General features: G+C 60.1%; 25 protein-coding genes. 15 read left to right on the top strand and 10 right to left on the bottom strand.

All coding sequences use genetic code 11. The annotated features are described in order from the left end of the window. Nucleotides 1-9: 9 nt before the first annotated feature. Nucleotides 10-774 (top strand): amino acid ABC transporter ATP-binding protein, encoded by a 765-nt coding sequence (locus ACZ89E_RS17440; protein ID WP_003171943.1) that lies wholly within the window; start codon nucleotides 10-12, stop codon nucleotides 772-774. 64 nt (nucleotides 775-838) lie between these two features. Here ACZ89E_RS17440 and ACZ89E_RS17435 read toward each other — a convergent pair whose 3' ends face one another. Together ACZ89E_RS17435 and ACZ89E_RS17430 are read right to left on the bottom strand one after the other, a co-directional pair. Next, nucleotides 839-1,321: a type II toxin-antitoxin system MqsA family antitoxin gene (locus tag ACZ89E_RS17435; RefSeq protein WP_476256130.1), complete on the bottom strand. Its 483-nt coding sequence runs from the start codon at nucleotides 1,319-1,321 to the stop codon at nucleotides 839-841. Then, nucleotides 1,318-1,629 (bottom strand): type II toxin-antitoxin system MqsR family toxin, encoded by a 312-nt coding sequence (locus ACZ89E_RS17430; protein WP_476256129.1) that lies wholly within the window; start codon nucleotides 1,627-1,629, stop codon nucleotides 1,318-1,320. The genes ACZ89E_RS17435 and ACZ89E_RS17430 overlap by 4 nt, the downstream gene beginning before the upstream one ends. A 167-nt stretch (nucleotides 1,630-1,796) precedes the next feature. Here ACZ89E_RS17430 and ACZ89E_RS17425 point away from each other — a divergent pair, with 167 nt between their 5' ends. The 5 genes from ACZ89E_RS17425 to ACZ89E_RS17405 all read left to right on the top strand — a co-directional run bounded on the left by ACZ89E_RS17425 (nucleotide 1,797) and on the right by ACZ89E_RS17405 (nucleotide 5,692). Next, nucleotides 1,797-2,456 (top strand): FadR/GntR family transcriptional regulator, encoded by a 660-nt coding sequence (locus tag ACZ89E_RS17425; RefSeq protein WP_463259464.1) that lies wholly within the window; start codon nucleotides 1,797-1,799, stop codon nucleotides 2,454-2,456. Next, nucleotides 2,446-3,753, top strand: a complete 1,308-nt coding sequence (locus ACZ89E_RS17420) for a CynX/NimT family MFS transporter (protein ID WP_476256128.1) — start codon at nucleotides 2,446-2,448, stop codon at nucleotides 3,751-3,753. The genes ACZ89E_RS17425 and ACZ89E_RS17420 overlap by 11 nt, the downstream gene beginning before the upstream one ends. Nucleotides 3,754-3,852: 99 nt before the next feature. Further along, nucleotides 3,853-4,323, top strand: coding sequence for a nuclear transport factor 2 family protein (locus ACZ89E_RS17415; protein WP_476256127.1), 471 nt, complete (start codon nucleotides 3,853-3,855; stop codon nucleotides 4,321-4,323). Between the two features lie 40 nt (nucleotides 4,324-4,363). Next, the gene (locus ACZ89E_RS17410; protein WP_149657476.1) at nucleotides 4,364-4,672 is read left to right on the top strand and encodes a GIY-YIG nuclease family protein; all 309 of its coding nucleotides are present in this window, start codon (nucleotides 4,364-4,366) and stop codon (nucleotides 4,670-4,672) included. A gap of 84 nt (nucleotides 4,673-4,756) precedes the next feature. Beyond that, nucleotides 4,757-5,692 carry a glutathione S-transferase family protein gene (locus ACZ89E_RS17405; RefSeq protein WP_149657475.1) on the top strand — a complete coding sequence of 312 codons (936 nt, stop codon included), beginning with the start codon at nucleotides 4,757-4,759 and terminating at the stop codon, nucleotides 5,690-5,692. Nucleotides 5,693-5,807: 115 nt separating this feature from the next. On the opposite strand, the gene ACZ89E_RS17400 is transcribed toward ACZ89E_RS17405, so the two are convergent. Beyond that, the gene (locus ACZ89E_RS17400) at nucleotides 5,808-6,158 is read right to left on the bottom strand and encodes a glutaredoxin family protein (protein WP_149657474.1); all 351 of its coding nucleotides are present in this window, start codon (nucleotides 6,156-6,158) and stop codon (nucleotides 5,808-5,810) included. Continuing rightward, nucleotides 6,158-7,162 (bottom strand): nucleoid-associated protein YejK, encoded by a 1,005-nt coding sequence (gene yejK / locus ACZ89E_RS17395; RefSeq protein WP_149657473.1) that lies wholly within the window; start codon nucleotides 7,160-7,162, stop codon nucleotides 6,158-6,160. Before yejK ends, ACZ89E_RS17400 begins: the two co-directional genes overlap by 1 nt. Before the next feature lie 395 nt (nucleotides 7,163-7,557). Between yejK and ACZ89E_RS17390 the strand changes: the two genes are divergently transcribed. Next, nucleotides 7,558-7,839 carry an HU family DNA-binding protein gene (locus tag ACZ89E_RS17390; protein ID WP_007905514.1) on the top strand — a complete coding sequence of 94 codons (282 nt, stop codon included), beginning with the start codon at nucleotides 7,558-7,560 and terminating at the stop codon, nucleotides 7,837-7,839. A gap of 99 nt (nucleotides 7,840-7,938) precedes the next feature. On the opposite strand, the gene rlmF is transcribed toward ACZ89E_RS17390, so the two are convergent. The 5 genes from rlmF to ACZ89E_RS17365 form a co-directional block, all read right to left on the bottom strand. Next, nucleotides 7,939-8,958, bottom strand: a complete 1,020-nt coding sequence (gene rlmF, locus ACZ89E_RS17385; RefSeq protein ID WP_149657472.1) for a 23S rRNA (adenine(1618)-N(6))-methyltransferase RlmF — start codon at nucleotides 8,956-8,958, stop codon at nucleotides 7,939-7,941. Between the two features lie 300 nt (nucleotides 8,959-9,258). Next, nucleotides 9,259-12,105: a valine--tRNA ligase gene (locus tag ACZ89E_RS17380; RefSeq protein ID WP_476256126.1), complete on the bottom strand. Its 2,847-nt coding sequence runs from the start codon at nucleotides 12,103-12,105 to the stop codon at nucleotides 9,259-9,261. 127 nt (nucleotides 12,106-12,232) lie between these two features. Then, complete coding sequence (locus ACZ89E_RS17375; RefSeq protein ID WP_476256125.1) at nucleotides 12,233-12,625, bottom strand: DNA polymerase III subunit chi; 393 nt, start codon at nucleotides 12,623-12,625, stop codon at nucleotides 12,233-12,235. Nucleotides 12,626-12,633: 8 nt separating this feature from the next. Next, nucleotides 12,634-13,062, bottom strand: a complete 429-nt coding sequence (locus ACZ89E_RS17370) for a DNA polymerase III subunit chi (protein WP_476256124.1) — start codon at nucleotides 13,060-13,062, stop codon at nucleotides 12,634-12,636. 60 nt (nucleotides 13,063-13,122) lie between these two features. Then, entirely contained in the window at nucleotides 13,123-14,613 is a 1,491-nt protein-coding gene (locus ACZ89E_RS17365; RefSeq protein WP_476256123.1) for a leucyl aminopeptidase, read from the bottom strand. 308 nt (nucleotides 14,614-14,921) lie between these two features. Between ACZ89E_RS17365 and lptF the strand changes: the two genes are divergently transcribed. The 8 genes from lptF (at nucleotide 14,922) to pdxJ (ending at nucleotide 23,282) form a co-directional block, all read left to right on the top strand. Beyond that, nucleotides 14,922-16,040: an LPS export ABC transporter permease LptF gene (gene lptF, locus ACZ89E_RS17360; protein ID WP_476256122.1), complete on the top strand. Its 1,119-nt coding sequence runs from the start codon at nucleotides 14,922-14,924 to the stop codon at nucleotides 16,038-16,040. Continuing rightward, nucleotides 16,033-17,094, top strand: a complete 1,062-nt coding sequence (lptG, locus tag ACZ89E_RS17355) for an LPS export ABC transporter permease LptG (protein WP_149657466.1) — start codon at nucleotides 16,033-16,035, stop codon at nucleotides 17,092-17,094. The genes lptF and lptG overlap by 8 nt, the downstream gene beginning before the upstream one ends. A 171-nt stretch (nucleotides 17,095-17,265) precedes the next feature. Next, entirely contained in the window at nucleotides 17,266-19,065 is a 1,800-nt protein-coding gene (gene lepA / locus ACZ89E_RS17350) for a translation elongation factor 4 (RefSeq protein WP_059403403.1), read from the top strand. A 5-nt stretch (nucleotides 19,066-19,070) separates the two neighbouring features. Next, nucleotides 19,071-19,925, top strand: a complete 855-nt coding sequence (gene lepB / locus ACZ89E_RS17345) for a signal peptidase I (RefSeq protein WP_149657465.1) — start codon at nucleotides 19,071-19,073, stop codon at nucleotides 19,923-19,925. 184 nt (nucleotides 19,926-20,109) lie between these two features. Continuing rightward, on the top strand, nucleotides 20,110-20,799 hold the full coding sequence (rnc, locus tag ACZ89E_RS17340) for a ribonuclease III (protein WP_054054779.1): 690 nt from the start codon (nucleotides 20,110-20,112) through the stop codon (nucleotides 20,797-20,799). Continuing rightward, nucleotides 20,792-21,694: a GTPase Era gene (gene era / locus ACZ89E_RS17335; protein WP_054054777.1), complete on the top strand. Its 903-nt coding sequence runs from the start codon at nucleotides 20,792-20,794 to the stop codon at nucleotides 21,692-21,694. The genes rnc and era overlap by 8 nt, the downstream gene beginning before the upstream one ends. Before the next feature lie 104 nt (nucleotides 21,695-21,798). Beyond that, on the top strand, nucleotides 21,799-22,488 hold the full coding sequence (gene recO, locus ACZ89E_RS17330) for a DNA repair protein RecO (RefSeq protein WP_476256121.1): 690 nt from the start codon (nucleotides 21,799-21,801) through the stop codon (nucleotides 22,486-22,488). A gap of 47 nt (nucleotides 22,489-22,535) precedes the next feature. Beyond that, the gene (gene pdxJ, locus ACZ89E_RS17325; protein ID WP_149657463.1) at nucleotides 22,536-23,282 is read left to right on the top strand and encodes a pyridoxine 5'-phosphate synthase; all 747 of its coding nucleotides are present in this window, start codon (nucleotides 22,536-22,538) and stop codon (nucleotides 23,280-23,282) included. 145 nt (nucleotides 23,283-23,427) lie between these two features. On the opposite strand, the gene mltF is transcribed toward pdxJ, so the two are convergent. Next, a complete protein-coding gene (gene mltF / locus ACZ89E_RS17320) occupies nucleotides 23,428-24,888 on the bottom strand; it encodes a membrane-bound lytic murein transglycosylase MltF (protein WP_463259474.1) in 1,461 nt (486 codons plus the stop codon). Nucleotides 24,889-25,148 lie beyond the last annotated feature (260 nt).

Genomic DNA, 25,148 nt, shown 5'->3' with positions numbered 1-25,148 from the left:
AGTTTTGTCATGAGTGAAGCGATCAAACAGCCTGTGAGCCCTGAAGGCATTATTCAGATGCAGGGCGTGAACAAGTGGTACGGCCAGTTCCACGTGTTGAAAGACATCAACCTGAACGTCAAGCAGGGCGAGCGTATCGTCCTGTGCGGCCCGTCGGGTTCCGGCAAATCCACCACCATCCGTTGCCTCAATCGCCTGGAAGAACACCAGCAGGGCCGCATCGTGGTCGATGGCGTGGAACTGACCAACGACCTCAAGCAGATCGAAGCGATCCGCCGTGAAGTCGGCATGGTGTTCCAGCACTTCAACCTGTTCCCGCACCTGACCATCCTGCAGAACTGCACCCTGGCCCCGATGTGGGTGCGCAAGATGCCGAAACGCAAGGCCGAAGAAATCGCCATGCATTATCTGGAGCGCGTACGCATTCCAGAGCAGGCGCATAAATTCCCGGGTCAACTGTCCGGCGGTCAGCAACAGCGTGTGGCGATTGCCCGTGCCCTGTGCATGAAACCGAAAATCATGCTGTTCGATGAACCGACTTCGGCACTCGACCCCGAGATGGTGAAAGAGGTTCTGGACACCATGATCGGCCTGGCTGAAGACGGCATGACCATGCTCTGCGTAACCCACGAAATGGGCTTCGCCCGCACCGTGGCCAACCGCGTGATCTTCATGGACAAGGGCGAGATCGTTGAACAGGCGGCGCCGAATGACTTCTTCGATAATCCGCAGAATGATCGGACCAAGTTGTTCCTGAGTCAGATTCTGCATTGATCGATGTCAGGCATTGAAATAAACCCGGACCTGTTCCGGGTTTATTTTTGTCTGGCGTTCACGTTCAGGAAACGGTGATCGTCTCGTGCTCTTTGTGCACGATTTCTCTGAAGCCCCGTAAATCCGCGCCCTCACCCAAGGCATGCGCATCGGCGAGCAGATAGGGATACCGGTCCAGCAAGCGCATCAACAGTACCAACGCTTTTGGCGGAAGTACCTCGCCACGCTCATACCGGGAAAACGCGTTGTGCCCGCCACCGGACAACAGCAGCACCGCGTCTTTTTGTGAGAGGTGCAGCTTGCGGCGGATGCGCTTCATCTCCGCGCCGATCATTTGCCTGCCAGCAATGACCAGTTCGTCACCTGCGTTTGAATGACGCTCCGCGCAGTTGGGGTCAAATTCGACTTCGCCGCACATCTGGCATTCCCAACCGGATAAATCATCAATCCGGCGCTCCATGCCTTTGACACTCAAGGTTTCGCCGCGACCTTGGAAATGGGTCATTCCTTCAGGGGAGCCACAGCTGAAACACTGCTGGGTTTTCATAGGTTTTTCTCCTTGAAGGAGATTGCCGGAGGGCCACCGCCGGGGCGGTAAGTCACCTTGATGTAAATCTCCAGGTCATGTGAATTGATGTGGTAAACGTCTTGCCAGACTCGGTGGTTGGCATAGGTGGTCATCGATTTGTACAACATATTGCGCTGCAGCTTGAGGATGACCTCCTGCATCTCTGTAAAGCTCAAGCCCAACCTCCTGGCGCTTGTTTTTGCCGCGCTCGTAAAGGCAGATACCCTAAGCCGCAGCACGTCCGACTTGATCACCGCCAAGTCGTAATGGGGTGTGTTCTTCTCCATAAGAAACCGTAAACCCTATCCCTGAAATTACCCTTAAAGGGTAATTTTGACTAATCGAAAATCCCGCTCCATTTCCCTCCCTCTGACCGTAGGCGGTTGCCGTCCTACACGGAGCTGACTAACATGTCGGAAAATTCATCCTATGATTGGATGAAAGGGCGAATCTTATGTCAGACATTTCTCCACTCGTTAAGCGATCCCTGGTCGATCAGGCCCTGGATCAATTACGCCTGCGCATTACCCAAGGTATCTGGACCGTCGGCCAGCGTCTGCCCACTGAACCTGAGCTATCCGCCGAGCTGGGCATCAGCCGCAACACCGTGCGCGAAGCCATGCGCGTGTTGGCGTTTTCCGGGTTGATCGAGATCCGCCAGGGTGACGGCAGTTACCTGCGAGCGGTGATCGATCCGATGGACACCATGAAGGCGTTGTCGCAATGCACCCACGAACAGGCGCGGGAAACCCGGCACATTCTGGAAGTCGAGGCCATTGGCCTGGCGGCGTTGCGCCGCACTGACGAAGATCTGGCGGCACTGCACGAAGCATTGGGCGTCAGCGGCAGTCACTACCACGGCGATCTCGACAGCTACATCGCCTGCGACCTGGTGTTCCACCGCCGCTTGGTGGACGCCGCGCACAACCCCACCCTCAGCGAGTTGTATCGCTACTTCTCCAGCATCGTCGGCGACCAACTGCGCAAGACCCTGAACATTTCCCCGCGACGCCAAGAGGTGTTCGATCTGCATATCGAACTGCTGGAGGCCGTCGAACAACGTGACCCGGAGCGGGCCAAAGCCCTGTCGAGGCAGTTGATCAATGAACCTTGAAACCGAGAACCCCATGTCTGCCAATCACAGCAACATCCCGCAACCCAAGCGCACGGCGGAGCTCGAAGAGCTGTTGATCGATGCCGAGGCCGATGACGAGCAGGTCCAGCAAAGCCACCCGATCCTGCGACGGCCGTGGCTGTTGCTGCTGGGGCTGATCCTGGTGGCGCTGAACTTGCGTCCGGCGCTGTCGAGCATGGCGCCGATGCTCAGCGAGGTGTCGAAGACCCTCGGCTTATCCGCGGCCGAAGCCGGTTTGCTGACCACGTTGCCGGTGCTTTGCCTGGGCCTGTTCGCACCGCTGGCGCCGATCCTGGCCCGGCGTTTCGGTGCCGAGCGCGTGGTGCTGGGGATTCTGTTGGTGCTGGCTGGCGGGATCATCCTGCGCAGCTCCTTCGGTGAAATCGGCCTGTTCGCCGGCAGTGTGCTGGCCGGGGCCAGCATTGGCGTGATTGGCGTGTTGCTGCCGGGGATCGTCAAGCGCGACTTCCCGAAACAAGCCGGCACCATGACCGGCGTCTACACCATGGCCCTGTGCCTGGGCGCGGCGATGGCGGCGGGGGCGACCGTGCCGTTGAGCGAGCATTTCGACAAGAGCTGGGCCCTGGGCCTGGGCTTCTGGGTGGTGCCGGCGCTGGTGGCGGCGATTTTCTGGTTGCCGCAAGTGGGGCAGAAGCACGGTTCGCATAACGTCGCCTATCGCGTTCGCGGTCTGCTGCGCGACCCGTTGGCCTGGCAAGTGACGTTGTACATGGGGCTGCAATCGTCCCTGGCCTACATCGTGTTCGGCTGGTTGCCGTCGATCCTGATCGGCCGTGGGCTGACGCCGACCCAGGCCGGTCTCGTGCTTTCAGGGTCGGTGATTGTCCAATTGGCCAGCTCCCTGGCCGCGCCTTGGCTGGCCACGCGCGGCAAGGATCAGCGCCTGGCGATCGTCATCGTTATGCTGCTGACCCTCGGCGGCTTGTTCGGCTGCCTGTATGCGCCGATCGAAGGCCTGTGGGGCTGGGCGATCCTGCTCGGCCTGGGGCAGGGCGGGACGTTCAGCCTGGCGCTGACCCTGATCGTGCTGCGCTCGCGGGATTCCCACGTGGCTGCCAACCTGTCGAGCATGGCCCAAGGGATCGGTTACACCCTGGCGTCCATGGGGCCATTCGTGGTCGGCATCGTCCACGACTGGACCGGTGGCTGGAATGCGTTGGGCTGGATCTTCGGCATCATTGGCCTGGGCGCGATCATCGCCGGCCTCGGTGCCGGGCGTTCGCTGTACGTTCAGGTGAACAGCGAAAAAGTGTGAATCCCCGCACTACTGGCATTCGGCCCACGAATGCCGGTGGTCTTGCGGGCATTTGCAGACTATCGTGCTGGCAATCTTTCGACGGTTCGGAGCCAGCCCATGAGTGACGCCCATAACGCCCTGATCACCCGCTTCTACCAGGCCTTCCAGCGGCTGGATGCCGAAGCCATGGCGGCCTGCTACACCGACGACGTGGTGTTCAGCGATCCAGCGTTCGGCGAGTTGCGCGGCCGCGATGCCGGCGACATGTGGCGCATGCTCACGACCCGGGCCAAGGACTTTTCCCTGACCTTCGACAACGTGCGCAGCGACGAGCGCTCCGGCGGCGCCCATTGGGTCGCGACCTACCTGTTCAGCCAGACCGGCAACGTTGTGATCAACGACATCCAGGCGCGTTTCGTGTTTCGCGACGACAAGATCTGCGAACATCACGACAGCTTCGATCTGTGGCGTTGGTCCCGCCAGGCGCTGGGCACCAAAGGCCTGTTGCTGGGCTGGACGCCGCTGGTGCGCAACGCCGTGCGCGCCCAGGCGTTGAAGGGGCTGAAGGCATTCCAGGCCAGTCGCTGATAAGATCGCGGCTTGTTTCCCTGCAAGCCATGATCGCCACGTGAACACCCTCAGCGAATCCCCCGTCATTGCCGTCGAACCGGTGCCCGCCAGCAAGCCCTGGTTCGTTTACCTCGTGCGCGCGGCCAATGGTTCGTTGTATTGCGGGATCAGCGACGACCCGGTGCGCCGCTTTGCCAAGCACCAGAGCGGCAAGGGCGCGCGGTTCTTCCTGTCCAGCCCGGCCATGGCGTTGGTTTATACCGAAATCTGCCGCGACAAAAGCGAAGCGCTGCGTCAGGAACGGTTGATCAAAAAACTCAAGAAAAGCGCCAAGGAATGCCTGGTGCTGACTTATCAATCTGACTGATAAGTGCCCATCAGGCGGATCTGTAGGCCGCTTCCCGATTGCGCGCTAAGCTGCGAGCTCCTTATCCGAGCGGCGGAGCCGAGCATGTCAGAGTTGATCCTTCACAATTACCCGACGTCCCCCTTCGCCGAAAAGGCCCGTCTTCTGCTGGGCTTCAAAGGGTTGTCGTGGCGTTCGGTGAAGATCTCGCCGGTGATGCCAAAACCTGAATTGACCGCGCTGACGGGCGGCTACCGCAAGACCCCGGTGTTGCAGATCGGCGCCGATATTTATTGCGACACCGCTCTGATCGCCCGTCGCCTGGAGCAGGAAAAAGCCCTGCCGGCGTTTTTCCCGGAAGGTCAGGAAATGATCGTCGCGAGCTTCGCGGCCTGGGTCGATTCGGTGGTGTTCCAGCACGCGGTGAGCCTGGTGTTCCAGCCGGAATCGGTGGCGGTGCGCTTTGGCAAGTTGCCGCCGGAAGCGATCAAGGCGTTCCTGGCCGATCGCGCCGGGTTGTTCAGCGGCGGCAGCTCGACGAAATTGTCGGCGGAACAGGCGCGGCATCAGTGGCCGACGATTATGGGGCGTCTCGAATTGCAGCTTCAGCGCGAGGAGGGCGACTTCCTGTTCGGCGAGCCTTCGATCGCCGATTTTTCCCTGGCTCATTGCCTGTGGTTCCTCAAGGCAACGCCGGTCACTTCACCGTTGGTCGATGCTTATCCGGCGGTTTTGGCGTGGTTTGGTCGGGTGATGGGGTTCGGTCATGGTGCGTTCAGCGAGATGACGGCCGAGGAGGCGCTGGAGGTGTCGCGCAATGCCACGCCCGCTGCGTTGCCGGATGAGGCGTTCGAGGAGCCTAACGGCTTTGAGGCGGGCCAGCAGGTGGTGATTGCCGCCACGGACTACGGTTGTGATCCGGTGACGGGTGAGCTGGTGTTTGCGGGGCGTGAGGAATTGATTGTGCGTCGGGAAGACGAGCGGGCGGGTGTGGTGCATGTGCACTTTCCGCGGTTTGGCTTCCGCATCGAAAAACCCTGAACCCTGAACCCTGAACCCTGTAGGAGCGAGGCTTGCCCGCGAAGCTTTTAGCGTCAGTGAGGACGCCTTCGCGGGCAAGCCTCGCTCCTACACGGGTTTTGTGTGAGGCAATCGGTTATTTCAATGCAGCGAGGATCTCATCCGGGTCATACCCGCGAATCAACGTCCCGTTCACATCGATCAACGGTATCCCGCGCCCACCCAACGCTTCATACGCCTTGCGCGCCTCGGCGTCCTTCTCGATATCGAATTCCTTGTACGGAATGCCTTTCTGATCCAGAAAGCGTCGAGTCAGTTTGCAGTAGCCGCACCAGTCGGTGGCGTAGAGCACGACGTTGGCCTTGGCCTGGGTCTGCTCGGACACCACCTGCGCCGGGTGGATATAGCGCTCGATCTTGCCCCAGTTCTGGTAAACCACGACCACCAGCAGGATCAGCAGGAATTTCTTCAGGATGCCGTTGAGCATCAGTTGCGTCGCTTCAACTGATCAGTCAGCTGGGTCGGCAAGCCCTTGATGATCAGCGTGCCGGCTTCTTCGTCGTATTCGATCTTCGAGCCCAGCAGGTGTGCTTCGAAGCTGATGGACAAGCCTTCAGCGCGCCCGGTGAAGCGGCGGAACTGGTTCAGGGTACGTTTATCCGCCGGAATCTCCGGGGACAAACCGTAGTCCTTGTTGCGGATGTGATCGTAGAAGGCTTTCGGGCGTTCTTCGTCGATCAGCTCCGAGAGTTCTTCCAGGCCCATCGGCTCGCCGAGCTTGGCCTGGCTGCTGGCGTAATCCACCAGGGTTTTGGTTTTCTCGCGGGCGGATTCTTCCGGCAGATCTTCGCTTTCAACGAAGTCGCTGAAGGCTTTGAGCAGGGTACGGGTTTCGCCCGGGCCGTCGACGCCTTCCTGGCAGCCGATAAAGTCGCGGAAATACTCCGAAACCTTTTTCCCGTTCTTGCCTTTGATGAACGAAATGTATTGCTTGGACTGCTTGTTGTTCTGCCACTCGGAGATGTTGATTCGCGCCGCGAGGTGCAACTGGCCCAGGTCCAGGTGACGAGACGCGGTCACGTCCAGCTCTTCCGTCACCGCCACGCCTTCACTGTGGTGCAGCAGGGCGATGGCCAGGTAGTCGGTCATGCCTTGCTGGTAGTGCGCAAACAGCACGTGGCCGCCCACTGACAGGTTCGATTCTTCCATCAGCTTTTGCAGGTGTTCCACCGCCACCCGGCTGAACGCCGTGAAATCCTTGCCGCCGTCGAGGTATTCCTTCAGCCAGCCGCTGAACGGATGCGCCCCGGACTCGGCATGGAAGAAGCCCCAGGCCTTGCCTTGTTTGGCGTTGTAGCTCTCGTTGAGGTCGGCGAGCATGTTCTCGATGGCCGTGGACTCCGCCAGTTCGGAGTCGCGAGCGTGAAGAACTGCGGGGGTGCCGTCGGGTTTTTTGTCGATCAGGTGGACGATGCAATGGCGGATCGGCATGGGCTTCTCGGCTGATTGAAGAGAGGAGGGCGTGCTCCCCCAAAAAGTGCCAAGTGTACCGCAACCACTGGTTTTGGCGCGGCTCGAAGGGGAAATCCCGAACGTAGAGCGGCCCTTATGCGTTTTTTTAACGGTTTAGAGCAATAAAGCTGACCAAATGGGTAGCTAGAGGCGGATATTTCCCCGTCTCTGTGCTAGTTTTGCCCGGTCTTACGCGAAGTCACTGCGTTAAGCGTGCATTCAGCATTTGTCAGGTCGAACCAAACCCTGATTTCGGTATCTATTACCCCGACTCGTCGCGGTTATGGCCGAGGGTGCCAGATCCAGAAGATCGGGCTCGATGGCTGACACTGCACTCTGCAATCCATATGAATTTGATAGGGAAGGAACACTACATGGCTCTTACTAAAGACCAACTGATCGCCGACATCGCTGAAGCTATCGACGCGCCAAAAACCACCGCGCGTAACGCTCTGGACCAACTGGGCCAAATCGTTGCCGATCAGCTGGAAAACGGCGGCGAAATCACTCTGCCAGGTATCGGCAAACTGAAAGTGACCGAGCGTCCTGCCCGTACCGGCCGTAACCCTTCGACTGGCGCTGCCATCGAAATCGCTGCCAAGAAAGTTATCAAGCTGGTTGTGGCCAAAGGCCTGACCGACGCTGTTAACAAGTAAGACGCAGTAAAAAAAGCCGCGCTCCGGAGTGATCCGGGCGCGGCTTTTTTGTGCCTGCGATTCAGCGATTGACCCCAGGCCAATCGCTGTTTCAGGTGTTTACTTGCGGGCCCAGCGCTCGCGCCAGACCTGTTGCTCGGACTGGGTCTGGAAGGTCCAGGCCACAAAGCGGCTTTGCTTCTGGCCCTGGGACATTTCCACGACCTGGCTTTCCAGCACGCCAGCTTTTTTCAGAGCGGTCTGGATGGCGGGCAGGTTCGAGGCTTTCGATACCAGGGTGCTGAACCACAGCACTTTGTGCTGGAAGCTCGCGCTCTCGGCGATCAGTTGCGTCACAAAACGTGCCTCGCCCCCTTCACACCACAATTCCGCCGATTGCCCGCCGAAGTTCAGCACCGGCAGTTTGCGTTTCGGGTCGGCACGGCCCAGGGCGCGCCATTTGCGTTCGCTGCCCTTGGTCGCTTCGTCCATCGAGGCGTGGAACGGCGGGTTGCACATGGTCAGGTCAAAACGTTCGCCCGGCTCCAGCAAGCCGAGCAGGATGTGCTTGGGATTGCTTTGCAAACGCAGTTGAATGGCTTTGTTCAGCCCGTTGGACTGGACGATGGCTTTGGCGGCGGCCACGGCAGTCGGGTCGATTTCGGAGCCGAGGAAGTGCCAGCGGTAGTCGCTGTAGCCGATCAGCGGGTAGACGCAGTTGGCACCCATGCCGATATCGAGCACTTTGACCGGCGCGCCGCGCGGGATTTCACCGTCGTTGACGCTGGCCAGCAGGTCGGCCAGGAAGTGCACGTAGTCGGCACGCCCCGGAACCGGCGGGCACAGGTAATCGGCCGGGATGTCCCAGTGGGCCACGCCGTAGAACGACTTGAGCAGTGCCCGGTTGAACACCCGCACCGCGTCGGGGCTGGCGAAGTCGATGCTTTCCTTGCCGTACGGGTTGAGGATCACGAACTTCGCCAGTTCCGGCGTGCTCTTGATCAGCTCCGGGAAGTCATAGCGACCCTGGTGGCGATTGCGCGGGTGCAGGCTGGCCTTCGGACGGGGTTCCACGGCGTTGGCCGGGGTGGCGGAGTCAGGCTTTTTGCGCGCAGGGCGGGGTGTGCGGGGGGCGTTCATGGGTGTGATCGATTCGGGTATGGCTGAAAGTGGGGGGCATTGTCCCACAGACGATGGTCGCGCGGGGATCCTGTAGGAGCAAGGCTTGCCCGCGATGGCCGCGACACGGTTTAACAGGCACACCGCGTTACCGTTCCTGTAGGAGCGAGGCTTGCCCGCGAAGAGGCCGTCACATCCGACATCAATGGCGACAGGCAGATCGCTTTCGCGGGCAAGCCTCGCTCCTACAGATAGCAAAAAAGTCGGGAGCACAAAAAAGGGAGGCCGTTGCGGGCCTCCCTCTTTCATTGCGAGTTGCCGTTACAGGCTGGCAATCCGCGCATGTTGCTCGGCCAATTTGCCCAAAGCCTGTTCAGCTTCGGCCAGTTTGGCCCGTTCTTTCTCGATGACTTCGGCCGGGGCCTTGTCAACGAAACCGGCGTTGGACAGTTTGCCACCGACGCGCTGGACTTCGCCCTGCAAACGCAGGATTTCTTTATCCAGGCGTGCCAGTTCGGCGTCCTTGTCGATCAGGCCGGCCATCGGCACCAGCACTTCCATCTCGCCCACCAGTGCGGTGGCGGACAGCGGTGCTTCTTCGCCGGCAGCCAACACCGTGATCGATTCGAGGCGGGCCAGCTTCTTCAGCAAGGCTTCGTTCTCGGTGAGACGACGCTGGTCTTCGGCGCTGACGTTCTTCAGGAACAGGTTCAGCGGCTTGCCCGGCCCGATGTTCATCTCGGCGCGAATGTTGCGCGTGCCGAGCATCAGCGTTTTCAGCCACTCGATATCGTCTTCGGCGCCCTGATCGATGCGCGCTTCATTGGCCACGGGCCAAGGTTGCAGCATGATCGTCTTGCCTTCGATACCGGCCAGCGGCGCAATGCGCTGCCAGATTTCTTCGGTGATGAACGGCATGAACGGGTGCGCCAGGCGCAACGCGACTTCCAGCACCCGAACCAGGGTGCGACGGGTGCCGCGCTGGCGTTCAATCGGAGCGTTTTCGTCCCACAGCACAGGCTTGGACAGTTCCAGGTACCAGTCGCAATACTGGTTCCAGATGAACTCGTACAAGGCTTGTGCCGCCAGGTCGAAGCGGAACTGGTCGAGTTGACGGGTCACTTCGGCTTCGGTGCGTTGCAGCTGCGAGATGATCCAGCGATCCGCCAGGGACAGTTCGTAGGCCTCGCCGTTCTGGCCGCAGTCTTCGCCCTTGTCCAGAACATAACGCGCGGCGTTCCAGATCTTGTTGCAGAAGTTGCGATAGCCTTCGACGCGGCCCATGTCGAACTTGATGTCGCGACCGGTGGACGCCAGCGAGCAGAAGGTAAAGCGCAGGGCGTCGGTGCCGTAGCTGGCGATGCCATCGGCGAACTCGTCGCGGGTCTGCTTCTCGATCTTCTTCGCCAGTTTCGGCTGCATCATGCCGGAGGTGCGTTTCTGCACCAGCTCTTCCAGCTCGATACCGTCGATGATGTCCAGCGGGTCCAGGACGTTGCCCTTGGACTTGGACATTTTCTGTCCCTGGCCATCGCGCACCAGGCCGTGCACGTACACGGTCTTGAACGGTACTTGCGGCGTGCCGTCTTCGTTCTTCACCAAATGCATGGTGAGCATGATCATCCGGGCAACCCAGAAGAAAATGATGTCGAAACCGGTGACCAGCACGTCGGTGGAGTGGAATTTCTTCAGGAATTCGGTCTGCTCAGGCCAGCCCAGCGTGGAGAAGGTCCACAGGCCGGAACTGAACCAGGTGTCCAGAACATCGTTGTCCTGTTGCAGCGCAACGTCCGGGCCGAGGTTGTGCTTGGCACGCACTTCGGCTTCGTCGCGACCGACGTAGACTTTGCCCGACTCGTCGTACCAGGCCGGAATCCGGTGACCCCACCACAGCTGACGGCTGATGCACCAATCCTGGATGTCGCGCATCCACGAGAAGTACATGTTTTCGTATTGCTTGGGCACGAACTGGATGCGACCGTCTTCAACGGCAGCAATCGCAGGCTCGGCCAATGGTTTGGTCGACACGTACCACTGGTCGGTCAGCCACGGCTCGATGATGGTGCCGGAGCGGTCTCCTTTCGGCACTTTCAGGCCGTGGTCGTCAACGCTGACCAGCAGGCCGGCGGCGTTGAAGGCGGCAACGATCTGCTTACGGGCTTCGAAACGGTCGAGACCGGCGTATTCGGCCGGGATCTTGCCGTCGATGCTTTCGTTCAGCGTGCCGTCGAGGTTGAACACCTGGCAGGCCGGCAGGACGGCGGCGTTCTTGTCGAAGATGTTCAGCAGCGGCAGGTTGTGGCGCTTGCCGACTTCGTAGTCGTTGAAATCGTGGGCCGGGGTGATTTTCACGCAACCGGTGCCGAATTCAGGGTCGCAGTAATCGTCGGCGATGATCGGGATGCGGCGGCCGACCAGCGGCAGCTCGACAAATTTGCCGATCAGGGCTTTGTAGCGTTCATCGTTCGGGTTCACCGCGACGGCGGCGTCGCCGAGCATGGTTTCCGGGCGAGTGGTCGCGACGATCAGGTAATCATTGCCTTCAGCGGTCTTGGCGCCATCGGCCAGCGGGTATTTCAGGTTCCACAGGAAACCTTTCTCGTCGTGGTTTTCCACTTCAAGGTCGGAAATCGCCGTGTGCAACTTGGTGTCCCAGTTGACCAGACGCTTGCCGCGATAGATCAGGCCGTCTTCATGCAGGCGCACGAAGGCTTCTTTTACGGACTCGGAGAGACCGTCGTCCATCGTGAAGCGCTCGCGGCTCCAGTCCACGGACGAACCGAGACGGCGGATCTGACGGCTGATGTTGCCGCCGGACTGATCCTTCCATTCCCAGATCTTCTCGAGGAATTTCTCGCGACCGAGGTCGTGACGGCTCTGGCCCTGGGCTTCGAGTTGGCGTTCCACCAGCATTTGCGTGGCGATACCGGCGTGGTCGGTGCCCGGCTGCCACAGGGTGTTGCGACCCTGCATGCGACGGAAACGGATCAGGGCGTCCATGATCGCGTTGTTGAAGCCGTGACCCATGTGCAGGCTGCCGGTGACGTTCGGCGGCGGGATCATGATGGTGTAGGACTCGCCCGCGCCTTGCGGGGCGAAGTAGTTCTCGGACTCCCAGGTGTTGTACCAGGAAGTTTCAATGGCGTGCGGCTGGTAGGTCTTATCCATGCGCGGCGGGACCCTATTGGCATCAATTCAGGAAAAGCCGACGAGTATAGCCTCGGGGACAGCGGCAAGCTACAAGCCACAAGCTGCAAGAAGGGTGTGCCGGCTTGGCTTTTGCTTTGCTTGCAGCTTAAAGCTTGCCGCTTGTAGCTGCGGCGAGCAGCCGCTCCATCCGCGCATCCAGCCGACGCTTGATCTCGGTTTCGATATGCGGGGCGAAGTCGTCGATCACGTCTTGCATGATCAATTGCGCGGCGGCGCGCAGTTCGCTGTCCAGGTGCAGCAGGGCGTCAGGGCCTTTGCTCGCAGCGGCTGCCGGTTGGACGGCAGCGGGGGGCGGTTCGACGGCTTCAGGCGTGGCGCCTACGGCCTCGAACAGCATCGGAATCTGTTCCTGTTCGTCTTCATTGACCGTGTCGGTCAGCAAGGGCGGTTGCAGGTTGTCATCGCCGAGCAGTTGGCGGATCGACTCAAGGTCATCCAGCAGGTGCACGGACTTTTGCTGCGGTTTTGGAGTGTCCATCGGAATGCTCAGAGTCGCTGTAAACGGTGATCTTGCAGAGGATAGCCCTGTTCGCGGTAGAAACGGAAACTCTCCCGCGCAGCCGCGCGAATCGTCGGATCTTCCACCACCACTTCCGCCACCCGGGCGAATTTTTTGGCGAAGGCCGGGACTTTCAGGTCGAGATTGACCAGCAAATCCTGATGCGCACCGCAGTCATCACCAAGGCCGAGGACAATCAAACTGTCCGGTTCGCTTTCGGCGGGGCCGTGGGGCACGAAGGCTTCACCTTTGAACGCCCACAGACGCGCATCGAGATCTTCACGTTGGGCGGCATCGCTGCAATGCAGGTAGATGCGGTGACCCATGCGCCAGGCTTTTTCGGTGAGCTTGCAGGCAAAGTCCAGCCGCGCTGAAGGATCGGCGCTGGGCAGGATATAGAAGTCGACTTTGGTCATTGCGGTTCCTGAGCCATGAGCGGCGTTGTCCGAAAACAACGCCGCCCAGGGTCATCGGTTTCAGGCTTTGGCGCGGTCCAGCAGGTATTGGGTCAGCAATGGAACCGGACGGCCAGTGGCGCCCTTGTCCTTGCCGCCGCTGGTCCATGCGGTGCCGGCGATGTCCAGGTGCGCCCAGTTCAGATTCTTGGTGAAGCGCGACAGGAAGCAGGCAGCGGTGATGGTGCCGGCTTTCGGACCACCGATGTTGGCGATGTCGGCGAAAGGGCTGTCCAGCTGTTCTTGGTACTCATCGAACAACGGCAGTTGCCAGGCGCGATCATCAGCAGTCTTGCCCGCGCTCAGCAATTGGCCGATCAGCTCGTCGTTGTTGCCCAGCAGGCCCGAAGTGTGGGCGCCCAGTGCAACCACGCAAGCGCCGGTCAGGGTCGCGATGTCGATCACGGCCTGCGGCTTGAAGCGCTCGGAGTAGGTCAGGGCATCGCACAGCACCAGACGGCCTTCGGCGTCGGTGTTGAGGATTTCCACGGTCTGGCCGCTCATGGTGGTGACGATGTCGCCCGGGCGCGAAGCATTGCCGCTTGGCATGTTCTCGGCGCACGCCAGGATGCACACCAGGTTGATAGGCAGTTTCAGTTCGAGCACGGCACGCAGGGTGCCGAACACGCTGGCCGCGCCGCCCATGTCGTATTTCATCTCATCCATGCCCAAGCCAGGCTTGAGGCTGATGCCGCCGGTGTCGAACGTGATGCCTTTGCCGACCAGGGCGTACGGCTTCTCGGATTTCTTGCCGCCGTTGTATTGCATCACGATCAGGCGCGGCGGCTGGGCGCTGCCCTGGCCGACGGCGTAGAACGAGCCCATGCCCAGGTCCTTGATCTTCTTCTCATCGAGGACTTCGACTTTCAGGCTCTTGAATTCTTTGCCCAGGTTCTTGGCTTGTTCGCCGAGGAACGTCGGGTGGCAGATGTTCGGCGGCAAGTTGCCCAGGGTGCGGGTGAACGCCATGCCGTTGGCGATCGCGGTGGCGTGGGCCACGGCGCGCTCGACTTCAGCCTGGGCGGCCTTGATGGTCACCAGGGTGATTTTTTTCAGGGCGCGGGGTTCGGCTTTCTGGCTCTTGAACTGGTCGAAGGTGTATTCGCCGTCCACCAGGGTTTCCGCCAGCAGGCGCGTCTTGCCGTAGCTGTCGCGGCCCTTGACCACGACTTCGTCCAGTGCCAGCACGGCATCGCTGCCGCCCAGGCCTTTGAGGGTGTTGAGGATGTCGGCGATGGTTTTGCGGAACGGGCGATCGCCCAGTTCTTCGTCCTTGCCTACGCCCACCAGCAAAACACGCTCGGCCTTGAGGTTCGGCAGGCTGTGCAGCAACAGGCTCTGGCCGACTTTACCGGCCAGGTCGCCGCGCTTGAGTACGGCGCTGATGGCGCCACCGCTCAGTTCGTCGAGCTGCTTGGCGACGGCACCGAGTTTACGGCCTTCGCCGACGGCGACCACCAGAGTGGCGGTTTTCAACGTTTCTGGGCTAACGCTTTTTACAACCAGTTCCATGTCCGGGTCCCTGAATTAATGGTCAACACGCAGCGTTCGACGGTGTGCGCAAACGCCTGCTTATATAAATAGAAAGACGCAGGTCACGGCCCGCGACAAAGGCCGCAGTTTGAACCTCGCTACCGGCGCCTGACAACCCTCGGTTGTACGATCTTCGGTGCTTTGCGCACGTGCTTGAGTATGCGCAGTGACAGGCGCACCCAATCACAGGATAATGCGCCATCTTTTTTCGGCGGCTCTGCCCTGCGGGCCGTCTGATACGTTTGCTTGTTTGGCCGCCTTAGCCTGACAACCCTGGAGTGTCTGGTTTGATCGTCTTCCGTTATCTATCCCGCGAAGTCCTGTTGACCTTGAGCGCCGTCAGCGCTGTGCTGCTGGTCATCATCATGAGCGGTCGCTTCATCAAATACCTCGCGCAGGCGGCTTCGGGCCAACTGGACCCGGGTTCACTGTTCCTGATCATGGGCTTTCGTCTGCCGGGCTTCCTGCAGCTGATCCTGCCATTGGGGCTGTTCCTCGGGATCCTGTTGTCGTATGGCCGGCTGTATCTGGAAAGCGAAATGACCGTGCTGTCGGCCACCGGCATGAGTCAGCAGCGCTTGTTTCGTATCACCCTGTTTCCGGCGACCCTGGTGGCACTGGTGGTTGCATGGCTGAGCCTGAGCCTGGCGCCGCAAGGGGCCAACCAGTTCCAGTTGCTGCTGAACAAGCAGGACGCGCTGACCGAGTTCGATACGCTGGAACCGGGTCGCTTCCAGGCGCTGCGTGACGGTACGCGGGTGACCTACACCGAAACGCTGACCGACGATCGTATCCACCTGGGAGGCGTATTCATTTCCCAGAAGAACGTTTCTTCGGATCAGAAAGATCGCGGGATTTCCGTACTGGTGGCCGAAAAGGGCCGTCAGGAAATCCGCCCTGACGGCAACCGCTACCTGATTCTCGACAACGGCTACCGCTACGACGGTAACCCGGGGCAGGCCGACTACCGCAAGATCAAGTACGACGAGTACGGTGTTTTGCTGCCCAAGCCGGACGTCAGCGACGAGGTGACCGACCGTGACGCCATGACCACCAGTTCCTTGCTGGGCAGCGAAGACATTCGCTCTCGCACCGAACTTCAATGGCGCCTGTCCCTGCCGTTGCTGGTCTTCATCGTGACCCTGATGGCGGTGCCGCTGTCGCGCGTCAACCCGCGCCAGGGCCGTTTCCTCAAGCTGCTGCCGGCGATTCTTCTTTATATGGCTTACCTGACCATCCTGATTGCCGCTCGCGGCGCCCTTGAAAAGGGCAAAATTGCGCCGGCGCTGGGCTTGTGGTGGGTGCACGGGATCTTCCTGACCATCGGCCTGGTCTTGCTCTACTGGGAGCCGATGCGCTTGAAACTGGCGAGTCGCCGCGATGCGCTGGAGGTGGCTCGTGGTTAAGCTCGATCGCTACATTGGTAGCAGCGTTTTCGTGGCGATCCTGGCCGTGCTGGGGATCATTCTCGGCCTGGCGACCCTGTTCGCCTTCATCGATGAAATGAGCGACGCCACCGACACCTACACCTTGTTGGACGTCCTGAGCTACGTGCTGCTTACCGCGCCGCGACGTCTGTACGACATGTTGCCGATGGCGGCGCTGATCGGTTGCCTGATCGGCCTCGGCAGTCTGGCCAGCAACAGCGAACTGACCATTATGCGCGCCGCTGGCGTGTCGATCGGGCGGATCGTGTGGGCGGTCATGAAGCCGATGCTGGTCCTGATGGTGGTGGGCGTGTTGATTGGCGAATACGTCGCGCCGGCCACCGAGGTCACCGCCCAGGCCAACCGTTCCCTGGCCCAGGGCAGTGGTGATGCGCAAAGCGCCAAGCACGGCCTGTGGCATCGCCAGGGTGACGAGTTCATTCATGTCAACTCCGTGCAGCCCAATGGCCTGCTGTATGGCGTGACCCGTTATCACTTCGACAAAGAGCGCCACATGTTGTCGGCGAGCTTCGCCAAGCGTGCGGAGTTCGACAAGGACCATTGGCAACTGAGCGAAGTGACGACCACGCTGTTCCATGAAAAGAATACTGAAGTGGTCAGCACGCCGGTCGAGCGCTGGGAAGTGGCCCTGAGCCCGCAATTGCTCAGCACCGTGGTCATGGCGCCCGAGTCGCTGTCGATCAGCGGTTTGTGGGGTTACATCCACTACCTGGCTGACCAGGGCCTGGCCAACGGTCGTTACTGGCTGGCATTTTGGGTCAAGGTGTTGCAGCCGCTGGTCACCGCCGCGCTGGTGCTGATGGCGATTTCCTTCATCTTCGGTCCGCTGCGTTCGGTGACCCTCGGCCAGCGGGTGTTTACCGGTGTGCTGGTGGGCTTCACCTTCCGTATCGTCCAGGACCTGCTCGGGCCGTCGAGCCTGGTGTTCGGTTTCTCGCCGCTGTTTGCGGTGCTGGTGCCGGCCGGAGTCTGTGGTTTGGCCGGGGTCTGGTTGTTGCGTCGGGCCGGTTGATTCAGGGGGTTTCCTGATTTTGCCGTTCACTGAAAACGCCCCTGTCGCAAGACCGGGGCGTTTTTGTATTCGCCGTCTGACCTGCGAACGTGACGCTTGCGCCGTGGATCAGGTACAATTCCCGGCTATTTTTCGGCGGGCTATGCCTGCAGCCTTTTTGAGTGTTGATCCGTGAGTGATTTGAGTCATATCCGCAATTTCTCCATCATCGCCCACATTGACCATGGCAAGTCGACGCTGGCCGACCGCTTCATCCAGATGTGCGGCGGCCTTGCCGAGCGCGAAATGGAAGCCCAGGTCCTGGACTCCATGGACCTGGAACGTGAACGCGGGATCACCATCAAGGCCCATAGCGTCACCCTGTATTACACCGCCAAAGATGGTATCAAGTACCAGCTGAACTTCATTGACACCCCGGGCCACGTCGACTTCACCTATGAAGTCAGCCGGTCGCTGGCGGCCTGTGAAGGTGCGTTGCTGGTGGTCGATGCCGGTCAGGGCGTTGAAGCGCAGTCGGTTGCCAACTGCTACACGGCGATCGAGCAGGGCCTGGAGGTGATGCCGGTCCTGAACAAGATCGACCTGCCACAGGCTGATCCGGACCGCGTCAAAGAAGAAATCGAAAAAATCATCGGCATCGATGCTACCGATGCAGTCGAGTGCAGCGCCAAGACTGGCCTGGGCGTCGACGAGGTGCTCGAGCGTCTGGTCAAGACCATTCCTGCGCCGACCGGCAACTACGAAGATCCGCTGCAAGCGTTGATCATCGATTCCTGGTTCGACAACTACCTGGGCGTTGTTTCCCTGGTTCGCGTGCGCCACGGTCGTGTGAAGAAGGGCGACAAGATCCTGGTCAAGTCCACCGGCAAGATCCACCTGGTGGACAGCGTCGGTGTCTTCAACCCGAAACACACCGCCACCGTTGACCTTAAGGCCGGCGAAGTGGGCTTCATCATCGCCGGTATCAAGGACATTCACGGTGCACCGGTCGGTGACACCCTGACCTTGAGTTCGACCCCCGACGTTGACGTGCTGCCCGGCTTCAAGCGCATTCAGCCGCAGGTTTACGCCGGCCTGTTCCCGGTCAGCTCCGACGACTTTGAAGATTTCCGTGAAGCCCTGCAAAAGCTCACGCTCAACGACTCGTCCCTGCAGTACACCCCGGAAAGTTCCGACGCCCTGGGCTTCGGCTTCCGTTGCGGGTTCCTCGGCATGCTGCACATGGAAATCATCCAGGAGCGCCTCGAGCGCGAGTACGACCTGGACCTGATCACCACGGCGCCGACGGTAATTTTCGAGCTGTTGCTGAAAACCGGTGAAACGATTTACGTCGACAACCCGTCCAAGCTTCCAGACCTGTCCTCGATCGAAGACATGCGTGAGCCGATCGTGCGGGCCAATATTCTTGTGCCGCAAGAGCACCTGGGCAACGTCATTACCCTGTGTATCGAAAAGCGTGGCGTCCAGCACGACATGCTGTTCCTCGGCACCCAGGTCCAGGTGACCTACGATTTGCCGATGAACGAAGTGGTCCTGGACTTCTTCGACCGTCTGAAATCCACCAGTCGCGGCTATGCTTCGCTGGATTACCATTTCGATCGTTATCAATCAGCTAATCTGGTGAAACTGGATGTGCTGATCAACGGTGACAAGGTCGACGCCCTGGCGCTGATCGTGCACAAGGATAACGCGCACTACAAAGGTCGCCAGTTGACCGAGAAGATGAAAGAACTGATTCCGCGCCAGATGTTCGACGTCGCGATCCAGGCCGCCATTGGCGGGCAGATCATTGCGCGGACTTCCGTCAAGGCACTCAGAAAGAACGTATTGGCCAAATGCTACGGCGGTGACGTTAGCCGTAAGAAAAAACTGCTTGAAAAGCAAAAGGCCGGTAAGAAACGCATGAAGCAAGTAGGCAACGTGGAAATTCCACAAGAAGCCTTCCTTGCAGTGCTCAGGTTGGATAGTTAGGTCCTATGTCACTAAATTTCCCGCTGTTGCTGGTCATCGCCGTGTTCGTCTGCGGCCTGTTGGCGTTGCTCGATCTGGTTTTCCTGGCACCGCGTCGGCGTGCTGCCATCACCTCCTACCAGGGCAGCGTCAGCCAGCCTGACGGGGTGGTGATCGAGAAGCTGAACAAAGAGCCGCTGCTGGTCGAATACGGCAAGTCGTTCTTCCCGGTGTTGTTCATCGTGCTGGTGCTGCGTTCGTTCCTGGTGGAACCGTTCCAGATTCCTTCCGGCTCGATGAAACCGACCCTGGACGTGGGTGACTTCATCCTGGTGAGCAAGTTTTCCTACGGGATCCGCTTGCCGGTGGTCGACCAGAAAGTCATCGATGTCGGTGATCCACAGCGTGGCGATGTGATGGTGTTCCGCTATCCGAGCGATCCGAACGTCAACTACATCAAGCGTGTAGTCGGCCTGCCGGGCGACCAGATTCGGTACACCGCCGACAAGCGCTTGTTCGTCAACGGTGAGTCGATCGCCGAGCAACTGGTCGGCTCCGAGCCGGGCACGCTGGGCAGTGCCGAGCTCTATAAGGAAAAACTCGGCGAAGCCGAGCACCTGATCCGCAAGGAAATGAGCCGCTACCGCGCAACGCCGGACCATACCTGGACCGTGCCTGCCGGGCACTACTTCATGATGGGCGACAACCGCGACAACTCCAACGACAGTCGCTACTGGGATGATCCGAACATTCCCAAGGATCTGCTGGGCATGGTTCCCGACAAGAATATCGTCGGCAAGGCCTTCGCAGTCTGGATGAGCTGGCCGGAACCCAAACTCAGTCACCTGCCGAATTTCTCGCGGGTTGGCCTGATCAAGTAATCACACACGGCGCTGTTGAACACAGCGCCGAATGCATTTCTGGAACCGCCACAATCGGCGCCAGAAGCATGAAAACAATGATATTCAGGACGTAATTTTTGAACACAGCGTTAAGTGTCCCAAGCCTGCGCCGCATCATGGCGATGGCGGTGGAATCCAACCACGAACTCAGCGTGGGTAAACCGTGAGCGTCTCCTTAAGCCGTCTAGAGCGTCAGCTCGGCTATACCTTCAAGGATCAGGAACTGATGGTCCTGGCCCTGACTCACCGCAGTTTTGCCGGGCGTAACAACGAACGCCTGGAATTCCTCGGTGATGCCATCCTCAACTTCGTCGCTGGCGAGGCGCTGTTCGATCGCTTCCCGCTGGCCCGCGAAGGCCAGTTGTCGCGTTTGCGCGCACGCCTGGTGAAAGGTGAGACCCTGGCCGTACTGGCCCGTGGTTTCGATCTGGGCGATTACCTGCGCCTGGGCTCCGGTGAGTTGAAGAGCGGCGGTTTCCGTCGCGAGTCGATTCTGGCCGATGCCCTGGAAGCGCTGATTGGTGCGATCTACCTGGACGCCGGCATGGACATGGCGCGCGAACGCGTGCTGGCCTGGCTGACCGGTGAGTTCGAGGGCTTGACCCTGGTCGACACCAACAAGGATCCGAAAACCCGCCTGCAGGAATTCCTGCAATCGCGGGGCTGTGAGCTGCCACGTTACGAAGTGGTGGATATCCAGGGTGAGCCGCATTGCCGAGTCTTCTTCGTCGAATGCGAAATCACCTTACTGAATGAAAAAAGCCGAGGTCAGGGTGTGAGTCGTCGTATTGCCGAACAGGTAGCGGCCGCCGCAGCACTGATTGCCCTGGGTGTGGAGAATGGCAATGACTGATACAACCGCAACACGCTGTGGCTATGTTGCCATCGTCGGCCGTCCCAACGTGGGCAAGTCCACGCTGCTGAACCACATCCTGGGTCAGAAACTGGCGATCACCTCGCGCAAGCCGCAGACCACCCGTCATAACATGCTGGGCATCAAGACCGAAGGCGCGATCCAGGCTGTCTACGTCGACACCCCGGGCATGCACAAGGGCGGCGAAAAGGCCCTGAACCGCTACATGAACAAGACCGCTTCGGCGGCGTTGAAAGACGTCGACGTGGTGATCTTCGTGGTTGACCGCACCAAGTGGACCGACGAAGACCAGATGGTCCTCGAGCGCGTCCAATACGTGACCGGCCCGCTGATCGTGGCGCTGAACAAGACTGACCGCATCGAAGACAAAGCCGAGCTGATGCCGCACCTGAGCTGGTTGCAGGAACAGCTGCCGAACGCGCAGATCATGCCGATCTCGGCCCAGCACGGGCACAACCTCGAAGCGCTGGAGCGTGTGATCGCCGGCTACCTGCCGGAAAACGAGCACTTCTTCCCGGAAGACCAGATCACCGACCGCAGCAGCCGCTTCCTCGCTGCCGAACTGGTACGCGAAAAAATCATGCGCCAGATGGGCGCCGAACTGCCGTACCAGATCACCGTCGAAATCGAAGAGTTCAAGCAGCAGGGCAAGACCCTGCACATCCATGCCTTGATCCTCGTTGAACGTGACGGCCAGAAGAAGATCATCATTGGCGACAAGGGCGAGCGCATCAAACGCATCGGCACCGAGGCGCGCAAGGACATGGAGCTGCTGTTCGACTCCAAGATCATGCTCAACCTCTGGGTGAAAGTGAAAGGTGGCTGGTCCGACGACGAGCGCGCCTTGCGTTCGCTGGGTTACGGCGACCTGTAACACGCTTCAACGATCAAAAGATCGCAGCCTTCGGCAACTCCTTGTAGGAGCTGCCGAAGTCTGCGATCTTTTTTTGCAATCCCTGACCGGGACACAAGACCACCATGTCGACCACCGCGCCCATCGGCCAACTCGCCTACGTGCTCCACAGCCGCGCCTACCGCGAAAGCAGTGCGCTGGTGGACTTCCTCACGCCGCAAGGTCGGCTGAGGGCGGTGTTGCGCAGTGCGCGGGGCAAGGCCGGGACGTTGGCGCGGCCGTTTGTACCGCTCGAAGTCGAGTTCCGTGGTCGGGGCGAGCTGAAGAATGTCGGGCGCATGGAAAGTGCGGGGACTTCGACCTGGCTCATCGGCGAGGCGCTGTTCAGTGGCCTCTACCTGAATGAACTGCTGATTCGCCTGCTGCCGGCCGAAGACCCGCATCCCGGTGTGTTCGATCACTACGCTGCGACGTTGCTTGCTCTGGCCGAAGGTCGACCGCTGGAACCGTTGCTGCGTTCGTTTGAATGGCGATTGCTGGATGATCTTGGCTACGGTTTTGCGCTGAATACCGACATCCACGGTGATCCCGTCGCGGCGGATGGTCTCTATCGTTTGCAGGTGGATGCAGGGTTGGAGCGGGTGTACCTGTTGCAACCCGGTCTGTTCAACGGCACCGAGCTGCTGGCCATGGCCGAAGCCGACTGGACCGCGCCCGGTGCGTTGTCCGCCGCCAAGCGTCTGATGCGTCAGGCGCTGGCTGTTCACTTGGGCGGTCGTCCGCTGGTCAGTCGCGAACTGTTTCGCAAGCCCTGATCACCCCGTATGCTGTGCGCCGAATCTTTCAATTCAGGAGCGCTTCCGTGACCACCAGCAATCGCATTCTTCTTGGCGTGAACATCGACCACGTTGCCACTTTGCGTCAGGCCCGGGGCACGCGCTACCCGGATCCGGTCAAGGCCGCACTGGACGCGGAAGAGGCGGGCGCCGATGGCATCACCGTGCACTTGCGCGAAGACCGCCGGCACATCCAGGAGCGCGACGTGCTGCTGCTCAAGGACGTGCTGCAAACCCGCATGAACTTTGAAATGGGCGTCACCGAAGAAATGATGGCGTTCGCCGAACGCATCCGCCCGGCGCACATTTGCCTGGTGCCGGAAACCCGCCAGGAACTGACCACCGAAGGTGGCCTGGACGTGGCCGGGCAGGAAGCGCGGATCAAGGCTGCGGTGGATCGCTTGTCGAAGATCGGTTGCGAAGTGTCGTTGTTCATCGACGCTGATGAGCGGCAGATCGCGGCGTCCAAGCGTGTTGGCGCCCCCGCCATCGAGCTGCATACCGGCCGTTATGCCGATGCCGAGACGCCGACTGATGTGGCACAAGAACTCAAGCGTGTGGCCGATGGCGTGGCGTTTGGTTTGACCCAGGGTTTGATCGTGAATGCCGGCCATGGCCTGCACTATCACAACGTTGAAGCGGTGGCGGCGATCAAGGGCATCAACGAACTGAACATCGGTCACGCGTTGGTGGCCCATGCGCTGTTTGTCGGGTTCAAGTCGGCGGTTTCGGAGATGAAGGCGCTGATTCTGGCAGCTGCGCTCAAGGGTTGAGACAGGCGGCGCTACCTTCGCGGGCAAGCCTCGCTCCTACAGGTCGGTGAGCCTGATCGTTCCCACGCTCCGCGTTCCGCTTCACCAACTGACGCAGAGCGTCAGGAGATGCATTCCCACGCTCCGCGTGGGAACGATCAAAGATCTAAAGCGGCGGCGTTTCCTGATTCGGCTTGGACTTGTCGATCCCCGGCACGTGCAGGTTGCCCTCAGCCACTTGATCACCTTCAAGCTGTGGCTGCGTGACCCAGGTCAGGATGTCGTAGTAGCGACGGATGTTCGCCACGAAGTGCACCGGCTCGCCGCCCCGGGCGTAGCCGTAACGGGTTTTGCTGAACCATTTCTTCTCTGAAAGCCGCGGCAGGATCTTCTTCACATCCAGCCACTTGTCCGGGTTCAACCCTTCCTTGGCCGCCAGTTTGCGCGCGTCATCCAGGTGACCGCTGCCGACGTTGTAGGCCGCCAATGCAAACCAGGTGCGATCCGGCTCCTGGATCGACTCGTCCAGCTGATCCTTCATGTAGGCCAGGTACTTGGCGCCGCCCATGATGCTCTGCTTGGGGTCGAGGCGATTGGACACGCCCATGGCCTGTGCGGTGTTCTGGGTCAACATCATCAGGCCGCGCACGCCGGTTTTGGACGTGACCGCCGGTTGCCACAGCGATTCCTGATAGCCCACGGCCGCCAGCAGGCGCCAGTCGACTTTCTCTTTCTTCGCGTAATTCTTGAAGTGCTGTTCGTACTTGGGCAGGCGCTGCTGCAAGTGCTGGGCGAAGGTGGTGGCGCCCATGTAGCCGAGGACATCGACGTGGCCGTAATAACGGTCTTTCAGGCGTTGCAGCGTGCCGTTCTTCTTCACCTTGTCGAGGTAGGCGTTGATCTCGTTGAGCAGGCTGTTGTCTTCGCCGGCGGCCACCGCCCAGCTCTGGTTGCTGGCATCGCCAAGGTCGAAGGCGACCTGGATGTTGGGGAAGTAGACCTGGTTCATCGCCACTTCATTGGAGTCGACCAGGGTCAGGTCGATTTGCCCCTCATCCACCATCCGCAACAGGTCGACGACTTCAACCGCGTCGGACTCTTCGTATTCAATGCCGGGGTATTTCTTTTTTAGCTCCGCCAGTTGCTCGGCGTGGGTGCTGCCCTTGAGCACCATGATCTTCTTGCCGACCAGGTCGCCAGCGTCGGTAGGCCGGGACTGGCCATTGCGGTAGATGATCTGTGGGGTGACTTCCAGGTAGGAATGGGAAAACCGTACCTGCTTCTTGCGTTGCTCGCTGCTGACCAGACCGGCAGCAGCCAGCACCGGGCCGTTAGGCTTGCCCACCTGGTTGAACAGGTCGTCGAGGTTGTCAGCCGTCTCGATTTTGAGCTCGACCCCCAGATCTTCGGCAAAGCGCTTCACCAGCTCGTATTCGAAGCCGGTCTCGCCGTTACGATCCTGAAAGTAGGTGGCGGGGCTGTTCCGGGTGATCACCCGCAGCACACCATCCTCCTTTACGCGCTCCAGCGTGTTGGGTTTATCAACACAGCCACTGAGCATCAGGAAGAGTCCGGTTGCGATCAGCCATTTGGCGTACCGCGGACGCAAAGCCGTTGGGGAAAACATCTGCGCAGTATACGCAAAGGACCACGACCGCCATATCTCGACAGCGAAGGCCTTGTCTGCTAGGCAGCGAAAAACTGCCCGGGAGCCCGCAGGAATGGGCCCGAACAGCAATTTGTGACAGAAAAAATAACCCGCCAAATGCAACGATTTTCGGTACGGATGCCCGGCCCGACGTTCGGGTACGGCCGCGCGCACCGTTTCGGGTGATGTCGCGGGCGGTTTAGGCTAGAATGCACGGCCTCAAAGCACACCCCTTCCCG

This window comes from Pseudomonas sp. TE3899, from assembly GCF_056279105.1.
Note: the sequence above shows the minus strand (reverse complement) of the source record. Positions and strands in the feature narration are given on the sequence as shown.